The following is a 25,736-nucleotide window of genomic DNA, read 5'->3' on the forward strand; positions in this document are numbered from 1 at the left end:
CGCGAATGTCACCGCCCCGCGCCCCTTCGGAGCACGCCGGGCTTGCCTGCTCAGCCCGGGTCCTGGTCGTTCTCGTCGTCCGGGAGCGGCGGAAGGCGGAGGTCGCCCGGGAGCGGGCCCTCGCCGTGGCTGCGGGCGTAGCGGTGCACCCGTACGTCGAGGTTCATGCGCCGGGACTCCCTGCTGAGGCGGCGCTTCTCGCGGCGCCCCGCCTCGTCGTCGTCCAGGTCGTGGTACCGGCGACGGGTCTCCCAGAAGGAACGCTCCTGGGCGGCCGCGGCCTCACCGGGAGTCTCGCCGTCGGTCTCTCCGGGCGCAGCGGTGTCGGGCGCGGTGGCGTCGGGGTCGTCTGCCATGAGTCACACAGTGGCATGGATGGGCGATGACGAGCAGTGAATCCTCAATGACCCCCATACGGGTGATAGTGGTTTTTCTCAGGACGTAAGGATTCGGACAGTACGCGTCCGTCGTAACCGTGAGTCACCCGGGCGGGCCGAGGCTCCGTCCTGGCCGGCACCCCGTTGCGGGGCCTGACCCGGTGGAGAACGCGCCCCCTCGCACGCTCCTCGACGCTTCGCCGCGCGACGTCACTTACCGGCCATACACCTCATTGACCGCGAACTGCCCCTCCCCGCACGCTCCTCCAGCACGCGGTCTCCCCGTTCCCCGGGGCGACTTCGGATGGGCCCCAGGCTGCCCGGGGCCGGACGAGAGGAAGACCAACGATGGCCCGTAGCGCGGAGAACCAGCACAAGCCGGTCCGCAAGTCGCTGACCGAGCGCACCCAGGACGAACTTGAGATCGCAGGGTTCGACGAGGTCGAGACCCCCGAGGCGGACATCGTCAGCCTCGGCGGCGCCAGCTACACCAAGATGCTCGGCAAGATCTACGCCTGACCGCTCCCTCGGGGCCCCGGCGTGCGATTGGGAGACGCCGGGGGCCCGAGATCCGTCGTGCCGGACCGGAACTCGGAGAGCCCGCCGATGCAGCGCATCACCTCGGAACTGCCCTACTTGGACCAGGCAGGCCATGTCTACGTGCCGCTCGCCGGACCGGCACGGTCCTGTCTGAAGCTCAACCGCCACGCGTCCCGGGTCTGGCGCGAGGCCCTGCGCCGCCCCGTGGACCTCGAAGCCCTGTCCGCACCGGACCGGGACTTCCTGCTCGGCCTCACCCGGCGTGGCGTCCTGCTCGCCGTGCCCGTGTCCGTGTCCGCGTCCGCGTCGGAGGGAGTGTGAGATGGGCACGCTGACCCGGCCGGCCATCGCCTTCGTCAACCCCTCGGTCGGGTTCTCCGACCGCCGCAAGTCCAAGCCCATCGGGCTGGCGTACATCATGGCCTACCTGGAGAGAGCCGGTTTCCCCAGCTCGGGCTTCGACTTCGGGGACTCCGAGGACGACGCCGTCGAACTGGCCGCGCTCTACGGGCTCGACCGCTTCGACGTCGTCGGATTCTCCGTCTACAACGAGTCGTTCCGCGCGGCGGTCGCCATGGCCGAGTGGATCAGGAGCCGTCGCCCGGAGTGCCTGATCGTCCTCGGCGGCCCGCACGCCACCGCCGTGCACGAGCACATCCTGCGCCGCCACCCCTGCGTCGATGTCGTGGTCCGGCGCGAGGGCGAGGAGGCCATGCTCGAACTCGTCCGCGGCCTCGACGACCGCGCCGGACTGACCGCGATCAAGGGCACGACCTGGCGTGCTCCCGACGGCACCGGCACCAGCAGCGGCACAGGAGACAGCGACGGCAACGGTGACGGCGGTGACCTCCTGGTCAACGCGGACCGGGACTTCGTACCCGATCTCGACCTGATCCCGTTCCCCGACGCCGAGTTCACCTCGCACTCCGGCTACCCCGACCTCACGTACTACGACGAGGTGCAGGGCCGGCTGAAGGCGGCGCTGACGATCTGCAGCAGCCGCAGCTGCCCGTACGACTGCTCGTTCTGCGGGGTGCTCACCATCGGCCGCAAGTACCGCTCGCGCGAGGCGGAGCGGGTCGTCGCCGAGCTGCTCCACTTCCGTGAGCGGCACGGCGTCAACTACGAGCACGTGTACTTCAGCGACGCCAACTTCTTCGTCTCGCCGGCCCGTGCCCTGGAGGTCGCCGAGGCGCTGTACGAGGCAGATCCGCAGGTCACCTTCAGTTTCGGCACCCGGGTCAACCAGATCCTCAAGGCCGCCGAGGTGCTGCCCCGGCTGAAGGAACGCGGGCTGCGGTTCATCGAGCTGGGCATCGAGTCCGCCTCGGAACCCGTCCTGGAACGGCTCGCCAAGCATGTGAAACCCGAGGTCAACGTCGCGGCCGTACGCCTGCTGAAGCGCCTCGGCATCGAGATCTCCCTCGACTTCATCATGCTGGACCCGGCCACCACCCTGGCCGACATCCGCGCCAACACGGAGTTCCTGCGCGAGGCCGGCTTCTACGACTACGTGCCGCACGACCACCTCTACACCGCGCTCGTGCTCTACGAGGGCACGCCGATCCGCGACTTCTACGCCCGGCGGTTCGGCGTCGTCTTCGACCCGGACGAGCTGCCCAGCCCCTTCACGCTCTTCGAACTGCCCGAGGTACAGCGGTTCAGCGACACGCTGAGGGCCTTCCGCAAGCAGTGGCAGGACCGTATCGACGGGGCGTTGGCGCAGGGAGAACTCGCGCTCGCCTCCATCGGAGACGACACGGACCTCCCTCGCGCGTCGCACGCCCGGCTGCAGCTCGACGTGGTCTCGCTGCGGCATGCGCCCAACCTCTTCACCGAACGCCTGCTGGAGGACGCCGAAGCCGGGTTCCCCCTGCTGGACGGAGGCGGCCTCGAAGCGCTGCTGCCCCGCCCGGGACACGACCGGGTCCCGCTGCACGACCTGATCGAACGCACCGAGGCCACGGCGCGGGAGGCGGGCTTCGCGCAGACCCCGGGCGCCGTCGGCCCGCACGGGAGGGACTAGCGCATGGGAGGCACCGACCACATGCCCACAGCCATCGGCACGGATTCCCCGATCCCCGCACTGGGCCCGCCCGGCGTCCACGGGATCTGCTTCAGCTGCGACTCGATCAAGGACATGGACATCGCGGAGGAGACGGCCACCCGGCTCGGCTCCACCGCCACCTGGTACAGCGTCGGGATCCTCGCCACGGACCAGGAACTCGCCCTGCGCTGCGCCGAGTTCTGCCGCCGGCACGGGCTGCACGCGCTGTTCCACCCGCTGGACCTGGACGTGTGCGGCACCGACCCGCTCGACGACCGGCTGCTGCGCCTCCTCGGGCAGCGCGCCGACGAACTGGACTCGCCCTGGCTCAACGTCGACCTGGCGATGTGGACGCGCGAGGGGGAGACCCTGCTGGAGTCCCTGGTGCCCATGCCGCTCGTCGACGAGGCCGTCGACTGGGCGGTGGACCGCGTCAAGCACGCCCAGGACGTCATCGGCCGCCCGCTGACCATCGAGAACGCGCCCTACCCCTTCGTGGTCGGCGACCGGGACGTCCTCACCCTGATGACGCGCATCGCGGAACGGGCCGACTGCCTGATGACCATCGACGTCGGACACCTCTACGGCCTGCGGGTGCAGCGCGGGCTGCCGCCGGTGCTGCCGAGCGACGACGACATCGCCTGGGACCGGGTCGTCGAGGCGCACATGAGCGGCACGTTCGTCCGCCGCTTCGAGGGCGGAGTGCGCCTGGTCGACGACAAGCACGACTGGCCGGTCGGCGACGAGGTCTGGGAACTCGCCGACGCGCTGCTCCCCCGCGCTCCCCACCTGCGGTCGGTGATGGCCGAGGCGGAGGGCATGAGCGCCGACGAACTGACGGACAGCGTGCGGCGCTTCGCCCGCCGGGCCGGCCACTGGTGGAGTGCCTCATGACCCGTGACACCGGCTTCGACACCCGGCTCGACTACGCCCGGCTGACCGACACGACCTGGCGCGTCCTCAACGCGACCCCCGGCCGGCGGGCCGAACTGCTCGCCGCGCTGCCCCCGGCCGAGCGCGCGGTCGTCGCCGAGGGCACCAGCGGGCCGGGCTTCGACATGGAGCAGGCCCGCCGTCGCAAGACCCTCGCCGACGTGCTGAACGTCAGCTTCCCGGTCACCTTCTTCGCGTACTACGGGCGGACCGGCGCGGAGGGCCTGCACACCTTCCTGGACAGCGAGTTCTGGCAGCGGCGGCCCGCCCAGCCCGGGTCGGTGTTCCCGCCCGCGGCCACCGCGTCGGCCGCCTTCGCCGGGTTCCTGCACGCCTGCGACTGGATCGCCCGGCAGGAGGACTGGGTCGCCGAGGCCTTCGCCTTCGAGGACGCCCACCTCTTCGGCGGCGCCAAGGCCGACGCCACGGCCCGCCCGTACCCCTCCGGCCGCCCCCGTCTGGTGTCCGGCGCCTGGACCGCGGAGGCCACGTTCGACGTACCCGGGTACGGCAGGCTGCTGCGTGAGCGGGGCACCGTCGACCCGTGGACCGAGGCCCTGCTGCTGGTCAAACGCCGTCCCGCGCCGCTCGCCGTCATCTCGGTCCCGGCCGGCGAACGCGTCCGCCGGGTACGCCTCACGGGTGACACCGTCGCCGCACTGCGCTGGCTGTGGGACACCGGGACGCCGGTGCCCGAGGGCGCCGCAGGGACCCCCGCCTACGCCAGGGCGGTCGGCGCCGGACTGGTGGAGGGTGCCGGACCGGTGGACGGGGCCGCTCGGTGACCTCCCGGTCCTCTCAGGACGCCGACCGGGATCGCGCCGCCCGCGCCGCCCGCGTCAGCCGTGTCCGCCGCGGCTATCTGCTGGTGTCCGGCCTCGACTACTTCGCCGACATGCTCCTCACCGTGACGTCGGTCCTGCTGCTGCAGTCGCTGGGCATGGGCTCGGGCGCGGTGTTCGCCCTGATCGCCGCGGTGTGGATCGTCGAAGGGGTCTCCGAGATTCCGACGGGCGTCCTCGCCGACCTGCTCGGCCGCCGCGTCTCGGTCGCGATCAGCTTCGTACTGCGGGCGGTCGGCTACAGCGCCCTCTTCTTCAGCGGCAGCGTGTACGTCGCCGCCGCCGGGGTCCTCCTCGCCGCGCTGGGCGGCACCTTCGCGTCCGGCGCCCTGGAGGCCTGGGCCGTGGACGAGACCGGTGCCGGTGATCCGCGCGGCCTGGACCGTCTCTTCGCCCAGGGAAAGATCGCCGAGAACGCCGGCCTCGTACTGGGCACGCTGACCGGCGCCGCGCTGGGCACGCTGGACCTGGCGCTGCCCCAGATCGTCGCGGGCGTCTCCTGCGCGCTGGCGGCCGTACTGTCCCTGCGGCTCATGACCGGGCAGGGACGGCGGCCGAGTCCGGAGCGCCCCCGGGAGGCCTTCGCGCCCCAGGAGGCCCGCACCTCCCGGGAGGCCTTCGTGCCCCGGCTGCGGGAGTCGTTCGGCGAGGTCATGGCCGGGACCCGGCTCACCCTGCGGGGCGACAAGGTGCTGATCGCCCTGATCGTCGCGACCGCCCTGCTGTGGCTGTTCCGGGGCATCCCCGGCGTGCAGTGGACAGTCGTGTACGAGGGACTGGTCGGCGGCGATCTGCTGGTGCTCGGCGCGATGCGCAGCGTCGGCTCGCTGCTGGAGATCCCGCTGCTCGGCTGGACCCTGAGCCTGCAGAAGCGCCGGGCCTCGGCGCGCCGGACCGTCATCGTCACCGCGTCCACGGTCGGCGCGCTCGCCCTCGGCTGCGCCGCGGCCGTGCGGGAACCGGCCGTCTCGATCGTCTGCTATGTCTGCTTCTCCACGGCGTTCGGCCTGTGCATGCCCGGCGTCCGGGCGGCCATGAACGAACGGATCGAGAGCGGCCACCGCGCCACCGTGCTGTCCGTGGCCTCGCTGTTCAACAGCCTGTTCACCGGGGGCGGCCTGATCCTGACCGGTCTGGCCGTCGGCGACCTCGGCAGCGCGGCCGTGGCCTGGCCGCTCGCCGCCGTGGGCTTCGGCGTGGCGGGCCTGTGGGTGGCCTCCCTGGCCGTACGGCAGGGGGCCGTGCCGCCGACCGGACCGCCCCGGCCGCCGACTTCGACGACGCCCGAGCCGACGACGACCCGGGGGCCTTCGGCGACGGGACCCCAGGAGGTGCCCGCACCGTGACCGCCGCCGCCCACCCGGCCCCCATCGAGGATCTGCTCGCCGACCTCCAGCTGGAGCGTGCCGGGCTCCCCGGCCGGGATCCGGTGCCGGCGGCCCAGCGCGCCCGGCGGGCCGCCGATGAGCTGGCCGGCCTGGGCCTTTCCCGGTTCGTCGCCGAGCTCCTGGGGGAGACGGCACCCGTGCCCGCCCCCATGGCCGTACTCGATCTGGAGGCCGACGAGGACGGTCGGCGGGCCTCGTACGAGATCTGGTGCGCCGAGGCCCGTGAGCTGACCGGGGAGGTGTGGCGGTGGCTGGCGGACCGCCGCCGCACCGCCGGTGAACTCCCCGCCCCCGCTGAACTCCCCTGGTGGTGCGGCGAGTCGGCGCTCCCGCTGCCCCGCGACTCCGTACGGCGGCTCGCCGGGGTGACCGCCCCGGTGCCGGATCTGTCGGAGACCGCCGAGGCCTGGGCCCGCCCGGCCGGGCTGCGCGGCCGGGCCACCGCCGAGTACAACTGGCGCTGGCTGCTGCTCGGCAAGGGCCTGCTCGGCCCGTCCGGCGGGACTCCGCCCCGGTCTCTGTCCCCGCCCCTGCCTCTGCCCTTGCCTCCGCTGAACGAGCTGATCACCCTGCTCGTCGGGGAGGCGCGGCGGCGGGGGCTGCTGCCGCCCGGCCACCGGGTGCGGGTGCTGCGGCGTCCGAACACCCCGTCCATGGTCATGCCCGTACGGCTGCCCGGTTCCTCGCTGCTCTCCCTGCCGACCGCGGTCACTCCGGTGACGGTCCAGTACCTGCAGCACGAGCTGGCCCATCTCGCCGAGCACGGGTCGCGTCCGGCGGGGGCCCCGCTCGCCGAGCGGTGGACGTTCGACCCGTTGCGGTCGGAGGGCTGGGCCCTGCTGCTGGAGCAGCTGGCCGGGTCGACCGCGTTCCTCGCCCGGCTGGGGATCGACGGGGAGAGCGCCGAGGTCCTCGCCCGTTTCTACGCCGAGGAGGAGCACTTCAGCCGCGGGCTGATGGCGGCGGACCTGGCCCTGGACGCGGACCTCGCGGGCTGCCGAACGGCGGCCGAGGCACTGGAGGCCGCGTCGGCCGTGGCCGCCCGCACCGGACTGCGGTGGGCTCCGGAGCTGCTCCTGTTGCGGCAGACCCGCGTCCTGCACTGGCGTTCCTATCTCGCGGGTTACGTCTGGCGGGACGCCGTCCGCGCCGAGCTGGTCGCCCGCTTCGGCGCCGACTGGGCCGACCGGGAGGAGGCCTGGACGCTGCTGCGGGGCGCGCTGGCCCGTACGGGACCGGTGGCGGGATCGGCGGCCGGATTCCTGGCCGCGCTGGGCGTTCCCGATCACCCGCGGGCGCCGTACGCACCGACTCATCGAGGAGACCGGATGACGACGACCGGGACGACGACACCTGGGACGACAGCGGCCGGTGGAGCACGGGACGCGCTGCGGCTGCTCTGCCGTGACCCCCGTGCCGCGGACGGCCTGCCGTGGGGCGAGGCGCACGCCGTCCTCGACGCCTCGCCGGACGTCGCCGGGATCGTCTCCCGGCAGGATCTGGAGGACTGGCTGGACTGCGGCCTGCTCCACTACCCGGTGCTGAACGCGATGCGCGGCGGCACCCCCGTGCCGCCCGAGGAACTGACCCGGGTCATGCACGTGTCCGGCGACCCCCGGGGCGGCTACGTGGACGGGGCGAAGGTCCGTGCCCAGTTGGCGGCCGGGGCGACCGTGGTCGTGCAGAACCTGCACGAGTGGCACCGACCCGCACAACAGCTGTGCCGACGGCTGGCACGACTGTTCTCGGCCAGGACAGGGGCCGTTGCGTTCTGGACGAGGGCGGGCCAGGACGGCCTGCGCGTCCACCGGGACGACGGCCATCTGTTCGTCGTGCAGATCACCGGGACCAAGCGCTGGTACCTGTACGACACGCCGCGCGAGGCGGGCGACTGGAGCCCCGGATACGTACCGGAGCAGGACCTGGCGGGTGCCGGGACCGTGGATCTGCGGGCCGGCCAGGTGCTGTATCTGCCGGAGGGCATCGCCCATCACACCCGCACCCTCGACGCGGAGTCCGTGCACGTCACCGTCGCCGTCCGGGAGCCCCGGCTGCGGGAAACGGCCGAACTGGCCGTACGCGCCTGCCTCGCCCGTATCCCCGAGCACGCCACCCTCCCCGGGACCGCCGCCGAACGCGAAGAGGCCGCCGACGACCTGCTCACCCGGCTCGCCGAAGCGCTCGGACGCGTGGACCGGACCGCCCTGGTCCGTGACGTGTCGCGGCGGGCGGCCGAGACACGCGGCAGCCGCTGACCGCGGCCGACCGCACCGGCTGAACCGCGTCCGCCGAACTCCCGCCGCCGACTCGCGGGACGGCCGATTCGCGCCACGTTTCCGGCGCGAACGGCAATCCACAGTCCGCGCCCACGCTGTTGACAGCCTTCTTGCCTAGCTTCCTCGCTCATGACGGGAAACCTGACAGGAAGCCAGTCGGCCCAAGGGCCGAAACACAAGCGGAACGTGACGCGCCGCAAGGTGGTCGTGGCAGGTGGCGCGGCGGTCGCCGCGGTGGGTGTGGGCGGCACGGTCGCCGCGACCGCGAACGCCGGCCAGACGACGAAGGGCGCCTCGCCGACCGCCACCTCGACCTCCTCGGAGGGCTGCTACAAGCTCACCTCGGAGACCACCGAGGGGCCGTACTACATCGACGCCGACAAGCTCAGGCAGGACATCACCGAGGACAGAGAGGGCATTCCCCTGACCCTCCGTCTCAAGGTGATCGACAACGAGACCTGCAAGCCCGTCAAGAACGCCGCCGTCGACATCTGGCACTGCGACGCGCTGGGCCTCTACTCCGGCTACGAGGACCTCTCCAGCGGTGGCGGCGGTGGCGGCACACCGCCCAGCGGCACGCCCACCGATGTGCCCACCGGCACCCCGACCGGTTCCCCGCCCGAGGGTGGCGGCGGTGGCGGTGGCGGCCACGCGGAGCCCACCGACGACAAGCGCTACCTGCGCGGCACGTGGAAGACGGACAAGCAGGGCTTCGTCACCTTCAAGACGGTCTTCCCGGGCTGGTACCGGGGCCGTTGCGTCCACGTCCACACCAAGGTGCACGTCGGCGGCACCTGGACGGACGCCGGTTACGAGGGCGGCAACACCTGCCACACCGGCCAGTTCTTCTTCGACGAGGAGTCGGTGCTCGCCTCGGCGGAGGTCGAGCCGTACTCCACGTCGACGACCGAGCGCACGACGCTCACCGAGGACACGATCTACGACCAGTCCGGCACGGCCGGCGGTCTCCTCAAGCTCAAGTACAAGAAGAACGGCATCGCGAAGGGCGTCCTCGGCAGCATCACGATGGGCGTCGACCCGGACGCGACCCACGAGGGCACGGACGACGCGGTGCAGCCGGGCGCCTCGGAGACGGCCTCCGAGACGGCCACGGCCACGGCCACGGCCTCGGCTTCGGCTTCGGCGAGTTGAGCGGTCGGGCGGTTGCTTGGTTGCTTGGTTGACCGGTTGACCGGTTGACCGACATGACCGTCGACTGAGTCGGCAGTGGGGCGAACGGGCCCGGAACGAAGGCGGTTCCGGGCCCGTTCGCCGTGCGCGACACCCATCGGGCGGAGGTGATCAGGTGACACACAGGGTGCTCGTCGAACGGGCACAGCCCCAGGGCGTCTGATGGCGGGTGCGAGGTGAGAACATCTCGCAGGACGCCGGCGGCGCCGGACGAGATCACCGGAGGGGACCATGGGATTCGCCGTGCTGCTCGCACTGTTGCTGATCGTCGGAGCGGTGGTCGCGCGGCCCCGTCCGGGCCGGGCGCGCGGGATGTCCGACCTGGACGCGGAGGCCGACGCCAACCGCTGGGTCGTACGGCTCGGGGGCAGCCTGTCCGCCCCCGACGTACGGACCCGGGCGGGAGCCGACGTGATCGCCTCGCAGGCCCTCGCCGCCGCCTCCGAACGTCTGCGCACCGCCAGGGAGGAGCTGGCCACCGCCCGCACGGCCGCCGAGTACGCCTTGGTGACACGGACGGCCGTCGAGGGACTCCGTCACGTGAGCACGGCCCGCACGTCCCTCGGCCTCGACCAGGCGGAGGCGGAGCCGGACGCCCTGACGCGGATCGGCTGACGCCGGGGCCCGCTCAGGTGTCGTACGTGCCGTCCCACGGCGGGCCGAAGCCCAGCTGGTCCGGGTAGAGCTCGGCCCACGGCTCGCCCTCGTCCTCGCCGGTCAGCAGGCCGAACAGCACGCCGTCGCGGGTCAGTCGGAAGGGCTGGACCGCGATGTCCGTGTAGCGGCGCCGCGGGAGGCTGCGGAGCAGTTTCGCGAGGTGGGCCTGCGCCTGGGCGAGGACCGAGTCAGGACCCTGCGGGTTGCGCTGCTGCTCGGCCCAGGTGCCGGCGCACCAGATCTCCGAATCACGGTGCCGACCCTGCGTATCGAAGGTGTGGAGCACCGTGAAGAGTCGTTTGTGCTCTTCCCAGCCGTCGTCGGGGCGGTAATCCTCAGGGAAGGCGTAGGTGACCGACCCCAGGAACTGCCCCTCCGCGTAGTGCCCGATGGCATCGGTGCGGTGGCGCGGCTCGTACGCGATCGGGATGACCTGGGGGACTGCCATGACGAAACCATACGGTGAATCGTGCACATGCCAGGAACGGGGTCCCGTAACGGGAGCGCGGGCCCCGGGCAGCGTCACCGGGAGCCGGCGACACGCCCCGGACCAGGCGTGTCCAGGGCCCTCTGCGCGCCGGCTCCGGGGCACGTCTCGTCGGAACCGGCGCTGTGCCAGGTGCCGGGGATCGTCACCGACACCATGGCCCCGGGTGCCGACCCGGCACTTGTCCCCGGGGACGCGACGAGTTGGGCTTCGTTGACCGTGCACGTCAGTTGGGCGAGGCCCGTGCTGGTCAGGGGCTCGGTGCCCGGGGGCAGCAGGACCGACACGTTCCCGTCGTCCGTACCGACCGTCGGCGCGGCCGACAGCGGAGGAAGCTCCGTGGTCAGTCCCTTCTGGAGGCCGCCGATGTCCGGCCCCCGGAACAGCGTCTCCACGGCCGTCCTGATGTCGAGCGTGCCGGCCTGGGGGCGGACGCCGATCAGGTTGCCGTCCCTGAGGAAGTAGACGACCTGGGAAGGCAGGATGCCGGTGGCCGCCTCCCCTGCCTCCACGACACCGGTCGAGGGGATACCGGTCGAGGGGAACCCGCAGGAGGAGAGCAGCAGGGTGACGGCGGCGGCCGTGCCGAACAGCCCGATCCCTCTGCCCCTGCTCATGCCTTCTCCCCTTCTTTCTCCATCTCTTTTTTCTTCTGCTGCTCCTGCTCCTGCTGCTGCTCCTGGTTCGGGTCCGCGTCGTGCGGCAGCGGGATCTCCACCGTGAACACCGCCCCGCCGCCCTTTTCCCGATTCCCCTCCCGGTTCGCGTCCCGGTTCGCCGCCCGGACCGTACCGCCGTGCAGCCGGACGTTCTCCGCCGCTATCGAGAGGCCGAGGCCGCTGCCCTCCGAACGGGTCCGGGCCGTGTCCGACTTGTAGAAGCGGTCGAAGACGTGCGGCAGGACGTCCGCGGGGATGCCTGACCCGCTGTCCAGCACCTCGATGACCGCGACCCGATCGGCGCCGGGCGACTCCCGCGCGTACAGGCGCAGTTGTACGGGGCGGGCGCCGTGCCGGAGTGCGTTGCCGACCAGGTTGGCGACGACCACGTCGAGGCGGCGTGGGTCGGCCCGGCCGCGCAGTTCGCCGGGTGCCGGGAGCCCGGCGCTGTCCACCGTGTCCAGCCAGGCGCGGGCGGCGAGGGTGTGGCGAAGGCACTCCGCGAGATCGAGGTCGTCGAGTTGCAGGCCTGCCGCGCCCGCGTCGAAGCGGGAGATCTCCATCAGGTCGTCCACCAGCCGGGTCAGTTTCACGGTCTCCGAGCTGATGAGCCGTACGGCCGTGGCGGTGTCGCCGTCGAGCCGGTCCGCGTCCTCGTCGAGGACGTCGGTGACGGCCGACATCGCGGCCAGCGGCGTACGCAGCTCGTGCGACACGTCCGCGACGAACCGGCGGGCGCGGGCCTCCATGCGCCGCAGTTCGGCGACGGACTCCTCCAGCGCGGCGGCCGTCTCGTTGAAGGTGTGGGACAGGTCGGCGAGTTCGTCGGAGCCGTTCACCGCGAGCCGGGTGTCGAGGTGGCCCTCGGCGATGCTGCGGGTGGCGCGGCGCAGTTCGCGTACCGGACGCAGTACGCCCCGGGCGGCCAGCAGAGCGAGCAGGACGGCGAGGCCGAGGGCGGGCAGGACGGCCCGCCCGATGGCGGTGACCAGGGCGTCGACGTAACCCTGTTCGCCGGTCTGCGGCACGGTCAGGAAGACCGCGACCCCGGAAGCCGGGCGGTCGCCGGGTGAGCCGAAGGTGACGGGCATGCCGACGACGAGCGAGGAGCGGCCCTTCGTGGTCACCCGCTGGAAGACGGCGGCCCGGCGGGATCCCACGGCCGACCGCATGGCGGGCGACAGCTCGGTGAACCCGTCCTGCGGGGTGGAGGTGGCGCGCAGATCGCGGTAGGTGGCCAGGACGCGCCAGTTCTGCGTGGGTTCGGCGCGGGACACCTGCGCGGCGACCCATTCCAGGTCGGGCTGGGTAGGGGGGTAACTGATCTCGGCGGCGAAGGAGTTGACGTGATCCCGCAGCCGTTTGATGACGTTGTCCTGGCTCTGCTGGAGCACGCCGGTCCGGGCCTCCCGGAAGGTGAGGGCACCGGTGGTCAGGGTGGCGAGGGCGGCGACGAGCACGAAGGCCACGAGCAGCCGCCCGCGCAGACCGCGCAACGGCGACTTCACCGCGACTGGGAGTGGGGCTGGGGCTGGGGCTGGGGCTGGGACTGAGCATGTGGCTGGTGTCCGGACTGGAACCGGTAGCCGAAGCCGCGCACGGTCTGTATGTAGACCGGGTGCCCGGCGGGGTCGCCCATCTTGGTGCGCAGCCGTTTGACGCACGCGTCCACCAGCCGTGAGTCGCCGTGATAGCTGTGCTCCCAGACCGCCTCCAGCAACTGCTGGCGGGAGAACACCTGGCCGGGCGAGGCCGAGAGCGTCAGCAGGAGTCGCAGCTCGGACGGGGCGAGGGGGACCGGGACGCCCTGCCGGGCGACGGTCAACCCGGCCCGGTCGATGGCGAGTTCGCCGTTCTCGCCGTGGGTCTCGATCTTCGGTATGCCCCCGTCGGGGTTCGGCGCGCCGCCGACCCGGCGCAGGACGGCGCGGATACGGGCTTCGAGCACGCGGGCCTGCACCGGCTTCACGACGTAGTCGTCCGCTCCGGCTTCGAGCCCGACCACGATGTCCGTGTCGTCGCCCCGGGCGGTCGCCATGATGATCGGCACCTGGTCCTCGGTACGGATCCGGCGGCAGACCTCAAGACCGCTGAGGCCGGGCAGCATCAGGTCGAGTACGACGACGTCCGGCCGGAAGGTCCGCAGCCGGGCCAGTCCCTCCTCGCCGGTCCCGGCGACGGTGACGTCGTGCCCCTGGCGGCGCAGCGCGAGCCGGACACCCTCCTGCACGGCGCGGTCGTCTTCGATCAACAGGACGCGTGGCATGGGCTCAGTATCCGTACGGCCGACGGCGGTTGAGGCGGGGAACGGGGAGCGGGCGGGAATTGTTACGGGACGATCACAAAGTCCGGTACGGACCGGGGGCGTTATGAGTTCGTTATGCCTTGAGCCAGAACCCATCACATGCCGTATTCACTCTTGATGCTCATGACCATGATCAACCGCCGCGCGACCGACGCACTCCCGGTCGCCAGGTCCTCGACCGCCAAGCCCCCGGCCGCGCGATCCCGACGCCGTCGCAGAGGCTCCGCGCACGGGGGCGGCGGGCGCGGCGGCCGGCGGGGGAAGGGGCCCCTGCTGTGGGGCCTGGCCGCGCTGGCGGTGTTATCCGCGACGGCCTTGGCGGTGAACGGGACGACGCCGGCGGCCTCCGACTCGGAGGAGGCGCCCGAGGCGACGGGCCGGCAGTCGGACCAGCCCTCGCCATCACCTTCGCCCTCGGTGTCGGCGTCCGCCGAGGACGAGGGCGAGTCCGGTGCGGGTGACGCGGAGTCACCGGACTCGGCTTCCTCGCCCTCGTCCTCTTCTTCTTCCTCCTCCTCACCCTCGATACCGTCGACGGGGCCCGGCACGTTCACCACGGCCGGTGGGGGGAGCGGGACCGTGGGGAAGGGTGCCCGCACGCTGCGCTACAAGGTCGTCGTAGAGGACGGCCTTGAGCAGTCGGCCACGGATGTCGCCCGACAGGTGGAGGGCGTGCTGGCCGACCGGCGCGGCTGGACGGCCGACGGCCGGTCGGGCTTCAAGCGCGTTTCCAGCGGTACCAGCGACTTCGTCGTACGGCTCGCGACGCCGGGAACGGTCGACGAGATCTGCGGCCGCTACGGCCTGAACACCCGTGGCGAGGTCAACTGCAGTGTGGGCAAGGACGTCGTGGTCAACCTCAAGCGGTGGCTGCTGGCGACGCCGGTCTACGCCGCCGACGTGGACGCGTACCGGGCCCTCATCATCAACCACGAGGTGGGCCACTTCCTCGGCCACGGCCATGTGACGTGCCCGGGAGCGGGCAAGCCGGCCCCGGCGATGATGCAGCAGATCAAGGGCATGCGCGGCTGCACACCGAACGTCTGGCCGTACGACACGAAGGGCCGGTTGGTGACGGGGCCTTCGGTGCCCTGAGCACGGGCCTGCCCGCGGGACTGGTCCCGAACGGCTCCTATGCGCTGCCGAGGGTGCCGAGGCGTATGCCGTGGAGGAGGTGGGCGAGGGGGACGGGGGTGGTGACGAGTTCTATGGAGGGGGTGTCGCTCTCGCGGAGGCGGATGGCGTGGGGTTCGGTGGCGAGTTCGACGCAGGCGTTGCCGTCGCCGCCACCGGAAAAGGATGACTTCTGCCAGTTGCCGAGGGTCGTCATGGTGCGCCTCACAGCTCCTTCGCAAGCCTGTGGATGAAGTCACGCGACCGATCGGGTTCGAGTGACGATGCTTCCACCCTACGGAAAAGCGTCCGAAAGCTGGTGAGTTGGGCTTCGGAGTCGACGAACGCCGAGCCGTGAGGCGCGTCCCGCACGACCGTGTCCAGCTTGGGGACGGCCCCTCCCGAGAAGATCATCGCGCTTCCGGCATCGATGAAATCGTCGATGGCGAACGGGATGACCCGCACGGTCACGTGATCGTCCTCCGAGAGTTCCTGGATACGGGCGAGCTGGGCCTGCGAGATGGCGCGGTCGCCGACCTTGATGCGCAGTGCCGCCTCGTGCACCACTGCCGTGTACGGGATGGAGTGGGCGCCGTCGATGATGGTCCGCCGCGCCATGCGGTGCTCGACGCGCAAGTCGAGTTCACGCCGAGGGAGCTCGGGCACTCTGTGCGAGAAGACCCGTTGGGCGTATGCCTCTGTCTGAAGAAGACCGGGCACGTACAGGCAGTCCACGTCCCACCGGAAGGTGGCGTGGTGCTCCAGTTCCGACAGGTCCATGAACGACGTAGGCAACAGGCCTCGGTACTCCTCCCACCAGCCATGCGTCCGATCGGTCGCCATCGCCACCAGGGACTCGACCAACTCCGCGTCCGCGCAAGAATAATGAGCGGCGAGCCTGCGTAGGCGCTCCTCGCTCACACCGCCGATCCCGGACTCCATCTGACTCATCTGTGCCGAGTCGGATCCGATCAGCGCGGCGGCTTCGCGCGCCTTGAGGCCTGCGGCTTCGCGTAGTTTCCGCAGTTCGGTCCCCAAGCGTTCCTGGCGTGCCGTGGGTTGCCGTCTACGCGGCATGACGTCCTCCTTGCCTCAACTGTTGTGAGGCAGTGACTCGTTCGAGGGGCAGGTGGCGGTGGCGGCTTGCGCGGTACCAAATTTTACCCATACCGTCGGTGACGCGACGCACACTCTGCGAATTCGGGGCTCCGGAAGCGCACCACTCCGTCCTGCCATGACGGCTGCGGCATGCCACTACTCCCCACCTCAACTCCCCTTCATGGAAAGGAGTTCACGCATGCCGCAAAACGCCGTCGAACCCTGGGAATACACGCTCCACATCCCCCAGGACCCCCGCGCGGTGACGGTCTGCCGCCGCACCCTCCGCCTCATCCTCACGATCCACGGCCTGATCCGCCTCACCGACGTCGCCGAACTCCTGGCGACGGAGCTGATCTCCAACGCGGTGTGCCACGCGAAGGGTCCCGCCGCCCTGCGCCTGCGCTGGCGGAACGGGGTCCTGCGGATCGGTGCGTGGGACGGCGACCCCGAACCCCCGCAACCAGCACCGGCGTTGACGAACGCGGCGGACATGGCGGAGTCGGAATCGGGCCGGGGCCTGGTCCTCGTCCAGGCCTGCGCGGACGTCTGGGGCTGGCACCCACTGCCGGGAAACGGCAACGGGGGCAAGTACGTGTGGTGCGACCTGGGCGTCGCGTAGTTCGTTGATCACGTGGGCATGCCTGGTCATTCCCCCGGCTCCGCGTACGCGAACGGGGTGGCCGGACACCGTCGTCGTGCGGTGTCCGGCCACCCCGGCCGTCAGAAGGGGGAGTGCGTTACTCCGGCGCCCCGCCGAAGCGCTCCTTGTACGTTTCCAGGTCCTCGTCCGTGATCTTGGCGAAGAGGACCGGGGGGACCGTGAAGGGGGTGCCCGCGGGGAGGGAGTCCAGGGACTTCGCCCCCTCCTGCGTCACCCAGGTCGCCGTGTCGGCGGGGAGGGCGAAGGCTGCCCGCATGGCGGCGGACGACGCCGGGATGAACGGCTCCGAGACCACCGCGTACAGGTGGATCAGGTTCATCGCCGTGCGGAGCGTGAGGGCCGCGCCCTCCGGGTTCGTCTTGATCTCCAGCCAGGGGGCCTTCTCCTCCAGGTAGGAGTTGCCCGCCGACCACAGGGCGCGCAGCGCCGCCGCCGCCTTGCGGAACTGGAGCGCCTCCATCTGGGTCTCGTAGTCGGAGAGGAGCGCGGCGATCTCCTCGCCCAGCTTCGCCTCCGGCTCGCCCGCCTCCGCGCCCGCCGGGACCTCCTCGCCGAAGCGCTTCCTGGAGAAGGACAGGACGCGGTTGACGAAGTTGCCGAGCGTGTCGGCCAGGTCCTTGTTCACCGTCGCCGTGAAGTGCTCCCACGTGAACGACGAGTCGTCCGACTCGGGGGCGTTGGCGATCAGGAAGTAGCGCCAGTAGTCCGCGGGGAGGATGTCCAGGGCCTGGTCGGTGAAGACGCCCCTCTTCTGGGAGGTGGAGAACTTTCCTCCGTAGTACGTAAGCCAGTTGAACGCCTTCAGCTGGTCGACCTTCTTCCACGGCTCCCGTACGCCCATCTCCGTCGCGGGGAACATCACGCTGTGGAAGGGGACGTTGTCCTTCGCCATGAACTCGGTGTACCGCACGTCGGAGGCGCCGGCCGGCTCGTACCACCACGACTTCCAGTCGCGGTTCTCCTCCGGGGCCGCGTCCGCCCACTCCTTCGTCGCCCCGATGTACTCGATCGGCGCGTCGAACCAGACGTAGAAGACCTTGCCGTCGGCGGCCAGCGTCGGCCAGGTGTCGGCCGGGACCGGCACGCCCCAGTCCAGGTCACGGGTGATCGCGCGGTCGTGCAGGCCCTCGGTCAGCCACTTGCGGGCGATGGAGGAGGCGAGCTGCGGCCACTCGTCCGCGACCTCGTCGATCCAGGCCTCCACCTCGCCCTGCAGCTTCGACTGGAGGAGGAAGAGGTGCGTCGTCTCGCGTACTTCGAGTTCCGTCGAACCCGAGATCGCCGAGCGCGGGTCGATCAGGTCGGTCGGGTCCAGGACGCGCGTGCAGTTCTCGCACTGGTCGCCGCGCGCCTTGTCGTAACCGCAGTGCGGGCACGTGCCCTCGACGTAACGGTCGGGCAGGAAGCGGCCGTCGGCCGGCGAGTACACCTGCCGGATCGCGCGCTCCTCGATGAAGCCGTTCTCGTTCAGCTTGCGGGCGAAGTGCTGCGTCAGCTCGGCGTTCTGCGGGCTGGAGCTGCGGCCGAAGTAGTCGAACCGCAGCTGGAAGCCGTCGTACACCGACTTCTGCGCGTCGTGCGCCTGGGCGCAGAACTCGGCGACGGGGAGGCCCTGCTCCTTCGCGGCCAGTTCGGCCGGGGTGCCGTGCTCGTCCGTCGCGCAGATGTAGAGGACGTCGTGGCCGCGCTGGCGGAGGTACCTGGCGTACACGTCCGCCGGGAGCATGGACCCCACCATGTTGCCCAGGTGCTTGATCCCGTTGATGTACGGAAGGGCGCTGGTGATGAGGTGTCGAGCCATTGCGGGCTGCTCCCGAGTCGCTACGTGGGGTGACGTCCGGTCGAGTACTGCTTCGACTTTCGGCCGTCTTACGAACCTTGAAATCGTAGCCGACATGGGTGGGCCGCCCGCTCCTCCTTTTGAAGGGTGGGAAGCGGGCGGCCGGGGTGGGGCTGCGGCGCGGGATTACGGGCGCCAGTTCGCCAGTACGCCCTCGTAGATCTCCGTGTCCGTGAGTTCGCGGGGCGTCGGGCCCGCGTGGAAGAAGGCGGTGTTGTCCGACTTCAGCTTGCGGAGGTAGTCGAAGGCCTTGTTGTCCTGCTCGCCGAACGCGACGAAGGAGAAGAAGAGGCCGGGGTGGCTCTTCGCCGCCGACGTCAGGGCCTGGGTGGCCGGGGTCTTGGCGTCCGGGGCGCCGTCCGTCTGGAAGACGACCAGGCCGGGCTCCGCGGGGGTGCCCGACTTCTCGTGCAGGGCGATCACTTCCTCAACGGCCGCGTGATAGCTGGTACGGCCCATGCGGCCGAGGCCGGCGTGGAGTTCGTCGATCTTGTTGTCGTACCCGGCGAGGGTCAGCTCGCCGGTGCCGTCCAGCTCGGTGGAGAAGAAGACGACCTGGACGTTCGCCTCCGGCGCGAGGTGGGCCGCGAGGGCGAGCGTCTGCTCACCGAGGGCCTGCGCGGAGCCGTCCTTGTAGTACGGGCGCATCGACGCGGAGCGGTCCAGCACCAGGTAGACCTTGGCGCGGGCGTCGGTGAGGCCCTGGTTCGCCAGGGCGGTGGCGGCGGCCTTGTAGGCGCTGAGGAGGGCGGGGGCCTCGGACGCGACCGCGTCCTCGCCCCCGGCGGGGGATTCCGGTGCCGCCTCGGCCTTGGCCTCGGGCGCCGACGGCTTCTCGGCCTCCGCCGCGAGGGGCTCGGGCTTGGACTCCGGCCCGGATTCCGGCTCGGGCGTCGGCTCCGGGGTCACTTCGGCGACGGCGGCCTCGGCCTCGGCCTCCGTGTCGGAGGCCTTCTCGGCGGCGGCGGCCTCGGCCTCGGGCTCCGCCTCGACGACCGGCTCGGTCTCGGGCTCCGGGACGAGCTGGATGACCAGCTCGGGTTCGGCCTCGGCCGCGGCGATCACGGGCTCCGGCTCCGGCTCCGCCTTCGCGGGCTCGGGCGTCGGCTCCGGGGTCACCTCGGTGGCGGCGACGGGCCCGGTCTCGGGCTTCGCCTCGGGCTCGGGCGCCACGACGGGCTCCGGCTCGGCCTTCGGGGCGACCTCGGTGACCTCGGCGACGACGGGCGCCGCCTCCGGCTCCGGTGCCGTCTCGACGACGGGCTCGGGCTTCGCCTCGGGTTCGGCCGCCGCGACGGGCTCCGGCTCGGCCTCCACCACAGGCTTCGTCTTCGTCTTCGTCTTCGCCTTCGCGGCAGGCGCTGCCTCGGGCTCCGCCTCCGCGACAGGCTCCGCGGCAGCCGCGGGCTCCGGCTCAGCCACCGGCTCCGTCTCGGTCTTCGCCGCGGGCGCAGTCGCCTGCTTCGGGACCGTCACGTTGTCGAACGCCGCCGAGACCAGGTCGTCCACCGTGGACGCCTTGGACCCGGTCGTGGAGTCGGTCTTGGAGTCGGTCTTGGGTTCGGTTCCGGACTCGGTCGTGCGGTCGGTCCCGGCCACGGGCTCAGTGGCCGGTGCGGGGACAGAGACCTCAGGCTCGGCTGCCGCAGGCGTGGGCTCGGGAGCCGTCTCCTGCCGGGCCGCCGGGACGGTCGGCTCGGTGGCGGACGCGGAAGGGTCCGCACCGGCAGCGTCCCCCTTGCGTGACTTTCCGAACGCATTCCGCAGGCGGGTGAGAATGCCCATGTGCGCAACCCTTCGCATGAGTTGGTTCCGTCAATCCCTGGCCAGGACGGACACGTAAGGTTAGCCGCCAGGACCGAAGATCTTTATCGGGCCCAAACATGGGCCCGATTACCGCACGCATGTCGGGTTCAAAGCCCTTTTGGCACGGCCTAGTTCACTCTCCGTTCACCTCACGTCCGCGCCCTCGCACGCGCGTGCCCCTAGCGTCTCGCCAGACACAGACATAGGGGAGGGAACGTGCGCAACCTGCTGCCTCTGCTCGGCTCGACCGGTTCACACCCGGGCGGCCGTTCCGAGATGACCTGTCGGTACCGCTGTGGTGATGCCTGCTTCCACCCGGCGCCCAACACCAGCGCCAACGAATACGTCGGCGACGTCATCGCCGGGGCGCTCAGCCGTCGTTCCATGATGCGTGCCGCGGCCGCGGTGACCGTGACCACGGCCGCGGCCGGGAGCGCGGTCCTCGGCGCCGGCGCGACCCCCGCCGCCGCCCAGCCCGCCGAGGGCGCGGCGGCCACCCTCGGAAAGGGCTCGCACGGTTCGCACGGCTCGAAGGGCAAGGCCGCCCGCGGCCTGCGCTTCACCCCCGTCGCGCCGAACACGACCGACGCCGTGACCGTCCCCGAGGGCTACGGCCAGAACGTGGTCATCCGCTGGGGCGAGCCCATCCTGCGCGGCGCTCCCGCCTTCGACCCGGACCGGCAGACCGCGGCGGCGCAGGCAGGCCAGTTCGGCTACAACTGCGACTTCCTCGCCCTGCTCCCGCTGCCGGGCGAGCGCGGCCGTCAGCTGCTCGTGGCGAACCACGAGTACACGGACGAAGTCCTGATGTTCAAGGGCTACGACCCCGCGAACCCGACCCGCGAGCAGGCCGAGATCGCCTGGGCCGCGCACGGTCTGGGTGTCGTCGTGGTCGAGGAGGAGCGCAGGACCGGCAAGCTCACCGCCGTTCCCCGCCACCACCTGAACCGGCGCGTCACCGCGACCACCGAGTTCAAGGTGACCGGACCGGCCGCGGGCTCCGCCCTCCTGAGGACCTCCGCCGACCCGACCGGCAAGAAGGTCCTCGGCACGCTCAACAACTGCGCCGGCGGCGAGACCCCCTGGGGCACGACGCTGCACGGCGAGGAGAACTTCAACCAGTACTTCGCCAACGCGAGCCGCACCACGGACGCCCGCTACGGCATCGGCACCGGCGCCACCGAGCGCAAGTGGGAGCGGTTCGACAAGCGCTTCGACGTCGCCCAGGAGCCGAACGAGGTCCACCGCTTCGGCTACATCGTCGAGCTGGACCCGTACGACCCGACCTCGACGCCCCGCAAGCGGACCGCGCTCGGGCGGTTCAAGCACGAGGGCGCGACGATCCGTCTCACGGACGACGGCCGCCCGGTCGCCTACACCGGTGACGACGAGCGCTTCGACTACATGTACAAGTTCGTCGGCAGCAAGCGGATGCGCCACGGCAGCAGCCGCGCCGCCCGCGAGCACAACCTGACCCTCCTCGACGAGGGCACGCTGTACGTCGCCAAGCTCACCGGCGACTCCCCGGCGATCGAGATCGACGGCACCGGCAAGCTCCCCTCCGACGGCGAGTTCGACGGCAGCGGTACGTGGATCCCGCTCGCCACCGCCACCGCGAAGGGCGCCGTCTCGCACGTCCCCGGCATGACCGCCGAGGAGGTGTACGTCTTCACGCGCCTCGCCGGTGACAAGGTGGGCGCCACGAAGATGGACCGCCCGGAGGACATCCAGCCCTCCCCGCACACCGGCAAGGTGTACGTCGCCCTGACGAACAACGCCAACCGCGGTGTCGGCGCCAACACCAAGGCCGACGAGGCCAACCCGCGCAACGCCAACAAGCACGGGCACGTCCTGGAGCTGACCGAGCGCCGCAACCGCGCCGACTCCACCGGCTTCGCCTGGTCGCTGTTCCTCGTCGCGGGCGACCCGAAGGACCCCGCCACGTACTTCGCGGGCTACCCGAAGGACAAGGTCAGCCAGATCTCCTGCCCGGACAACGTGGCCTTCGACCCGCACGGCAACCTGTGGATCTCCACCGACGGCGCGCAGCTCGGCTCGCACGACGGCCTGTTCGGCGTGGCGACGAAGGGTGAGCGGCGCGGTGAGCTGAAGCAGTTCCTGACCGTGCCGAAGGGTGCCGAGACCTGCGGCCCGCTCGTCCAGGACCGCCGCGTCCTGGTGGCGGTGCAGCACCCGGGCGAGATCACCGGCGCGACCGTCGAGAACCCGGCGAGCGTCTGGCCCGACGGCCCCGGAAAGATCGTCCGCCCGTCGGTCGTCTCCGTCTGGCGCAAGGACGGCGAGGACATCGGCGTGTGACGCACCCATGACCGGAGGCGCCTCCTACGGCAGGGGGCGCCCCCGGCGCCCTCAGGGGCGCGGGGGAACTGCGCGACCAGCCTCCACGCATCCGCATCCGCACCCGCACCCGGCACCCGGCCGCAAGCCGTGAGTCACGCGGTGACAAGATTCAGCCACTCCCCATAGCCGGGGGATTCCCGCGCCACCTCCGCGTACGCCTCCCACAGTTCCGGGAACACAAGGTCCAACTCCCCCTCCGTACGCGCCGCGAGCACCAGCCGGACCCCCAGCGGATCCCCCTGGATCCGCCGCACCGCCATCTCCGGCCGCGGCTGGCACGTCGGCTGGCAGACCGTGACGACCTCGCCGGTCGCGACCAGCGAGGCGGCCGTGTGGTAGTCCCCGTGCAGCACCCGGGGCCGTAGCCCCGCCGCCCGCAGCATGCGGTGCACGGCGTCCCACTCCCCGTCCACCGTCGGATCGATCATCCACCGGTCCCCGGCCAGGTCGGAGAGCTGGACCTCCGGGCGCGAGGCCGCCGGGTGGTCGGCCGGCAGCGAGACGAACTGCGGCTCGCGGTCGACCAGGACGCGCAGCGCCAGCCCGTCCGGCATCCGCAGCGGGCTGCCCTCCACCTCGTGGACGAAGGCCACGTCGAGCCGCCCGTCGGCGAGCATGCGCAGCAGGGCGTTCGGGGAGACGTCCATCTGCAGGACCGGCTCCCGCTGCCGTGAGCGCAGCCGGCGCAGCCAGCCCGCGAGGGCGCGGCTCGCGGTCGAGCCGATCCGGAGCTGGGGCCCGTCGGCGTCCGTCGCGGCGGCCCTGGCCTCCGCTATCAGCGACCGCATTTCGGCCACCAGCGGGCGGGCGCGGCCGAGGACGACCAGCCCGAGGGGCGTCGGCCGGCAGCCGGTGCGTTCGCGGAGGAAGAGAGGGCCGCCGAGCTCCTGCTCGATGCGCTTGAGCTGGGTGCTCAACGAGGGCTGGGCGACGCCGAGCTGCCGGGCGGCCCGGTGCAGGCTGCCGGTGTCGGCTATGGCGCACAGTGCGCGGAGGTGCCTGACCTCTAGGTCCATGCCGTCGGAGCCTAAAGCGGAAGTACAGCTTTCACCAGACGCACAAACCCCACCCAAAACAATCGAGTTGGACGATCGGATTCGGGCGGATAGCTGCGTCCTATCGCCTGTTGGCATCATCACAGCCGCCTCACAGACACCGAAACTCACCGGTGACGACTTCACCCCCCCCACGCAAGGAGTCATCGATGCGACTGTCCACACCCATGCTCTCCGTCGCGGTCGGCCTCGGCCTCACCGCGGCCGCGCTCGGTACCGTCCCGGCCTCGGCGGCCCAGGCGCCGGAGCCGGTGTCCACCGCTTCCCTGCCGGGCGCGGGCTACAACGGTTCCGGCGAAGAGGCGAAGGCCAACCAGGCCTTCTTCGACGCCGTGCTGAAGTCCGTGGCCGAGAAGCGCGCCGCGAACCCGACGTCCGCCGCCGCCGTCACCGTGGTCTACAACGCCTCGGCGGCGCCGTCCTTCGCCACCCAGATAGCCCGCAGCACGTCGATCTGGAACAGCTCCGTCTCGAACGTCAAGCTCCAGGCCGGCAGCAGCGGCGCGAGTTTCACGTACCGCGAGGGGAACGACTCGCGCGGTTCGTACGCGTCCACGGACGGGCACGGCAGAGGCTACATATTCCTCGACTACAGGCAGAACCAGCAGTACGACTCGACGCGCGTCACCGCCCACGAGACCGGGCACGTGCTCGGGCTGCCGGACCACTACTCCGGGCCGTGCAGTGAGCTGATGTCGGGCGGCGGTCCCGGTACGTCCTGCACGAACTCGATCCCCAACAGCGCGGAGCGCGCCCGCGTGAACCAGCTGTGGGCCAACGGTCTCGCGAAGGCGATGGCCAAGGTCAACCAGGGCTAGCCGGCTGCGAGGCGGTGCGGAGTCGGCGCCGCACCGCCTAGAACCGGGGCCGGCAGGCCCCCCTCGGACGCACCACCCCACCCCCCACGGACGTGGGCCGCCCCTCCTGCACAGAGGGCGGCCCACGTCGTGTTTTCCAGGGCTGCGGGGGACAGGGTCGCGGGGGACCCGGGGGTTACGGGTTCTTGTTGAGGGTCAGGTCCACGACGAGTGCGCGGTGGTCGGTGTTCCCGAGGTCCAGGAAACGGGTCCGGGTCGCCGTGAAGCCACGGGACACGAGGACGTGGTCGATCTGGGCTCCGAAGGCCGGGGTCGTCAGAGAGGGCCAGCTCGGGGTGCGGGTGTCGCCGGTGAGGCGGGCGCCGTCCATGAAGCCGGTGTCCAGGATGCGGCGGAAGGCCGCGTGGTCCTGGGTGGCGTTGAAGTCGCCCGCGACGACGGTGGGCCTGCCTATGTTCGCGGCGGCGTAGTCCCGCAGCGCGGCCAGCTCCTTGCGCCAGGTGCCCAGGTGGGACGGGAGCGGTGGCATGGGGTGGGCCAGCTGGAGGCGGATCTCCTGGCCGTCGACCTCGGCGGTGGCGCCGGGCATGCCCATGGTGGCGGGGATGCCTTTCGCGGGCCGCAGGGGATGGCGGCTGAGGATGACCGACCCCTCGGACTCGGCGCCCTCCACGGCCTGCCGGTAGGGGTAGACGACCTTGCCGTCCTTCTCGCCCTTCGTGTCCTTCTCGCCCTTCGCGCTCTTCCCGAGGGCCTGTTCCAGCTTCTTCTCGCAGGTGCTCTCGCACTCCTGGACGAAGACCAGGTCGGGGCGCTGCTTCCCGACCGCCTCGATCAGGCCGTCCGTTGCCTGGCCGAACTCGACGTTCGCCGTGAGGACGCGGACCTCCGCGACCGGGACGCCCCCGGGCTCCATCGTCTTGCCGTACGGCTCGATGTACCAGGCGGTCACGGCGAGGGCGGCGACGCCCCAGACGAGGCCGATGCGCCAGTGGGACAACGCGGCGAACAGGAGGGCGACGCCGGTGGGGGCGAGGAGCCAGGGCAGGAACGCGAGCAACTGGGGTACGGGGGTGACGGCGTCGGTGTCCGCGACGCGGCAGCCCAGGACGATGCTCACGGTGAGGAGCAGCAGGCCGGCGAACCAGGCGCCGGGCCGTGTGCTGCCGTGTCTCGGCGCCGGGACGTTGTTGTCCCCGGTCCACTCGCCCGTCTCCGCCGTCGTGCTGCGCAAGGCCACGTCTCCCACCCCTTCTGACCCACCCACCCCAGTCATCTG

25 protein-coding genes are annotated in these 25,736 nt (G+C 71.4%); 13 read left to right on the plus strand and 12 right to left on the minus strand.

Features of this window, described 5'->3' with window-relative positions; translation table 11 throughout:
- Positions 1-50: 50 nt before the first annotated feature.
- Entirely contained in the window at positions 51-356 is a 306-nt protein-coding gene (locus OHS59_RS23305) for a hypothetical protein (RefSeq protein ID WP_328495340.1), read from the minus strand.
- 369 nt (positions 357-725) lie between these two features.
- On the opposite strand from OHS59_RS23305, the gene OHS59_RS23310 reads away from it, so the two are divergent.
- The 9 genes from OHS59_RS23310 (at position 726) to OHS59_RS23350 (ending at position 10,209) form a co-directional block, all read left to right on the plus strand.
- A complete protein-coding gene (locus tag OHS59_RS23310; RefSeq protein WP_189771229.1) occupies positions 726-896 on the plus strand; it encodes a hypothetical protein in 171 nt (56 codons plus the stop codon).
- Positions 897-983: 87 nt separating this feature from the next.
- Complete coding sequence (locus tag OHS59_RS23315) at positions 984-1,238, plus strand: hypothetical protein (RefSeq protein ID WP_328495341.1); 255 nt, start codon at positions 984-986, stop codon at positions 1,236-1,238.
- A 1-nt stretch (position 1,239) separates the two neighbouring features.
- Positions 1,240-2,943, plus strand: coding sequence for a B12-binding domain-containing radical SAM protein (locus OHS59_RS23320; protein ID WP_328495342.1), 1,704 nt, complete (start codon positions 1,240-1,242; stop codon positions 2,941-2,943).
- A 3-nt stretch (positions 2,944-2,946) separates the two neighbouring features.
- Positions 2,947-3,858, plus strand: coding sequence for a multinuclear nonheme iron-dependent oxidase (locus OHS59_RS23325; protein WP_328495343.1), 912 nt, complete (start codon positions 2,947-2,949; stop codon positions 3,856-3,858).
- The gene (locus OHS59_RS23330; RefSeq protein WP_328495344.1) at positions 3,855-4,682 is read left to right on the plus strand and encodes a hypothetical protein; all 828 of its coding nucleotides are present in this window, start codon (positions 3,855-3,857) and stop codon (positions 4,680-4,682) included. Before OHS59_RS23325 ends, OHS59_RS23330 begins: the two co-directional genes overlap by 4 nt.
- On the plus strand, positions 4,679-6,085 hold the full coding sequence (locus OHS59_RS23335) for an MFS transporter (protein ID WP_328495345.1): 1,407 nt from the start codon (positions 4,679-4,681) through the stop codon (positions 6,083-6,085). Before OHS59_RS23330 ends, OHS59_RS23335 begins: the two co-directional genes overlap by 4 nt.
- Positions 6,082-8,382 (plus strand): JmjC domain-containing protein, encoded by a 2,301-nt coding sequence (locus OHS59_RS23340; RefSeq protein WP_328495346.1) that lies wholly within the window; start codon positions 6,082-6,084, stop codon positions 8,380-8,382. The genes OHS59_RS23335 and OHS59_RS23340 overlap by 4 nt, the downstream gene beginning before the upstream one ends.
- A gap of 150 nt (positions 8,383-8,532) precedes the next feature.
- Positions 8,533-9,555, plus strand: coding sequence for an intradiol ring-cleavage dioxygenase (locus tag OHS59_RS23345; protein WP_328495347.1), 1,023 nt, complete (start codon positions 8,533-8,535; stop codon positions 9,553-9,555).
- Between the two features lie 270 nt (positions 9,556-9,825).
- On the plus strand, positions 9,826-10,209 hold the full coding sequence (locus OHS59_RS23350; protein ID WP_328495348.1) for a hypothetical protein: 384 nt from the start codon (positions 9,826-9,828) through the stop codon (positions 10,207-10,209).
- Positions 10,210-10,222: 13 nt separating this feature from the next.
- On the opposite strand, the gene OHS59_RS23355 is transcribed toward OHS59_RS23350, so the two are convergent.
- From OHS59_RS23355 to OHS59_RS44595, 5 genes are all read right to left on the minus strand, one after another.
- Positions 10,223-10,699, minus strand: a complete 477-nt coding sequence (locus OHS59_RS23355; protein WP_328495349.1) for a hypothetical protein — start codon at positions 10,697-10,699, stop codon at positions 10,223-10,225.
- 74 nt (positions 10,700-10,773) lie between these two features.
- Complete coding sequence (locus OHS59_RS23360; protein WP_328495350.1) at positions 10,774-11,355, minus strand: hypothetical protein; 582 nt, start codon at positions 11,353-11,355, stop codon at positions 10,774-10,776.
- The gene (locus tag OHS59_RS23365) at positions 11,352-12,905 is read right to left on the minus strand and encodes a sensor histidine kinase (protein WP_328495351.1); all 1,554 of its coding nucleotides are present in this window, start codon (positions 12,903-12,905) and stop codon (positions 11,352-11,354) included. Before OHS59_RS23365 ends, OHS59_RS23360 begins: the two co-directional genes overlap by 4 nt.
- Positions 12,902-13,663: a response regulator transcription factor gene (locus OHS59_RS23370; protein ID WP_328495352.1), complete on the minus strand. Its 762-nt coding sequence runs from the start codon at positions 13,661-13,663 to the stop codon at positions 12,902-12,904. Before OHS59_RS23370 ends, OHS59_RS23365 begins: the two co-directional genes overlap by 4 nt.
- A 134-nt stretch (positions 13,664-13,797) precedes the next feature.
- Positions 13,798-14,259, minus strand: coding sequence for a hypothetical protein (locus OHS59_RS44595; protein ID WP_443061483.1), 462 nt, complete (start codon positions 14,257-14,259; stop codon positions 13,798-13,800).
- A gap of 22 nt (positions 14,260-14,281) precedes the next feature.
- Between OHS59_RS44595 and OHS59_RS44600 the strand changes: the two genes are divergently transcribed.
- A complete protein-coding gene (locus tag OHS59_RS44600; protein WP_443061484.1) occupies positions 14,282-14,797 on the plus strand; it encodes a DUF3152 domain-containing protein in 516 nt (171 codons plus the stop codon).
- 37 nt (positions 14,798-14,834) lie between these two features.
- Here OHS59_RS44600 and OHS59_RS23380 read toward each other — a convergent pair whose 3' ends face one another.
- Both OHS59_RS23380 and OHS59_RS23385 read right to left on the minus strand, forming a co-directional pair.
- A complete protein-coding gene (locus tag OHS59_RS23380; RefSeq protein ID WP_328495353.1) occupies positions 14,835-15,032 on the minus strand; it encodes a DUF397 domain-containing protein in 198 nt (65 codons plus the stop codon).
- Between the two features lie 8 nt (positions 15,033-15,040).
- Positions 15,041-15,892: a helix-turn-helix domain-containing protein gene (locus OHS59_RS23385; RefSeq protein WP_328495354.1), complete on the minus strand. Its 852-nt coding sequence runs from the start codon at positions 15,890-15,892 to the stop codon at positions 15,041-15,043.
- A 220-nt stretch (positions 15,893-16,112) separates the two neighbouring features.
- Between OHS59_RS23385 and OHS59_RS23390 the strand changes: the two genes are divergently transcribed.
- Positions 16,113-16,535 (plus strand): ATP-binding protein, encoded by a 423-nt coding sequence (locus tag OHS59_RS23390; protein WP_328495355.1) that lies wholly within the window; start codon positions 16,113-16,115, stop codon positions 16,533-16,535.
- Between the two features lie 118 nt (positions 16,536-16,653).
- On the opposite strand, the gene metG is transcribed toward OHS59_RS23390, so the two are convergent.
- Complete coding sequence (gene metG / locus OHS59_RS23395) at positions 16,654-18,378, minus strand: methionine--tRNA ligase (protein WP_328495356.1); 1,725 nt, start codon at positions 18,376-18,378, stop codon at positions 16,654-16,656.
- 165 nt (positions 18,379-18,543) lie between these two features.
- A complete protein-coding gene (locus OHS59_RS23400) occupies positions 18,544-20,202 on the minus strand; it encodes a VWA domain-containing protein (RefSeq protein ID WP_328495357.1) in 1,659 nt (552 codons plus the stop codon).
- Positions 20,203-20,439: 237 nt separating this feature from the next.
- Here OHS59_RS23400 and OHS59_RS23405 point away from each other — a divergent pair, with 237 nt between their 5' ends.
- Positions 20,440-22,542, plus strand: a complete 2,103-nt coding sequence (locus tag OHS59_RS23405) for a PhoX family protein (RefSeq protein ID WP_328495358.1) — start codon at positions 20,440-20,442, stop codon at positions 22,540-22,542.
- A 134-nt stretch (positions 22,543-22,676) separates the two neighbouring features.
- Here the strand turns inward: OHS59_RS23405 and OHS59_RS23410 are convergent, their stop codons facing one another.
- Positions 22,677-23,600: a LysR family transcriptional regulator gene (locus tag OHS59_RS23410; RefSeq protein ID WP_328495359.1), complete on the minus strand. Its 924-nt coding sequence runs from the start codon at positions 23,598-23,600 to the stop codon at positions 22,677-22,679.
- 188 nt (positions 23,601-23,788) lie between these two features.
- On the opposite strand from OHS59_RS23410, the gene snpA reads away from it, so the two are divergent.
- On the plus strand, positions 23,789-24,457 hold the full coding sequence (gene snpA / locus OHS59_RS23415) for a snapalysin (protein WP_328495360.1): 669 nt from the start codon (positions 23,789-23,791) through the stop codon (positions 24,455-24,457).
- Between the two features lie 175 nt (positions 24,458-24,632).
- On the opposite strand, the gene OHS59_RS23420 is transcribed toward snpA, so the two are convergent.
- Positions 24,633-25,697 carry an endonuclease/exonuclease/phosphatase family protein gene (locus OHS59_RS23420; protein ID WP_328495361.1) on the minus strand — a complete coding sequence of 355 codons (1,065 nt, stop codon included), beginning with the start codon at positions 25,695-25,697 and terminating at the stop codon, positions 24,633-24,635.
- Between the last annotated feature and the right edge of the window lie 39 nt (positions 25,698-25,736).

Origin of the sequence: Streptomyces sp. NBC_00414 (genome assembly GCF_036038375.1) — a bacterium.
Taxonomy (GTDB): domain Bacteria; phylum Actinomycetota; class Actinomycetes; order Streptomycetales; family Streptomycetaceae; genus Streptomyces.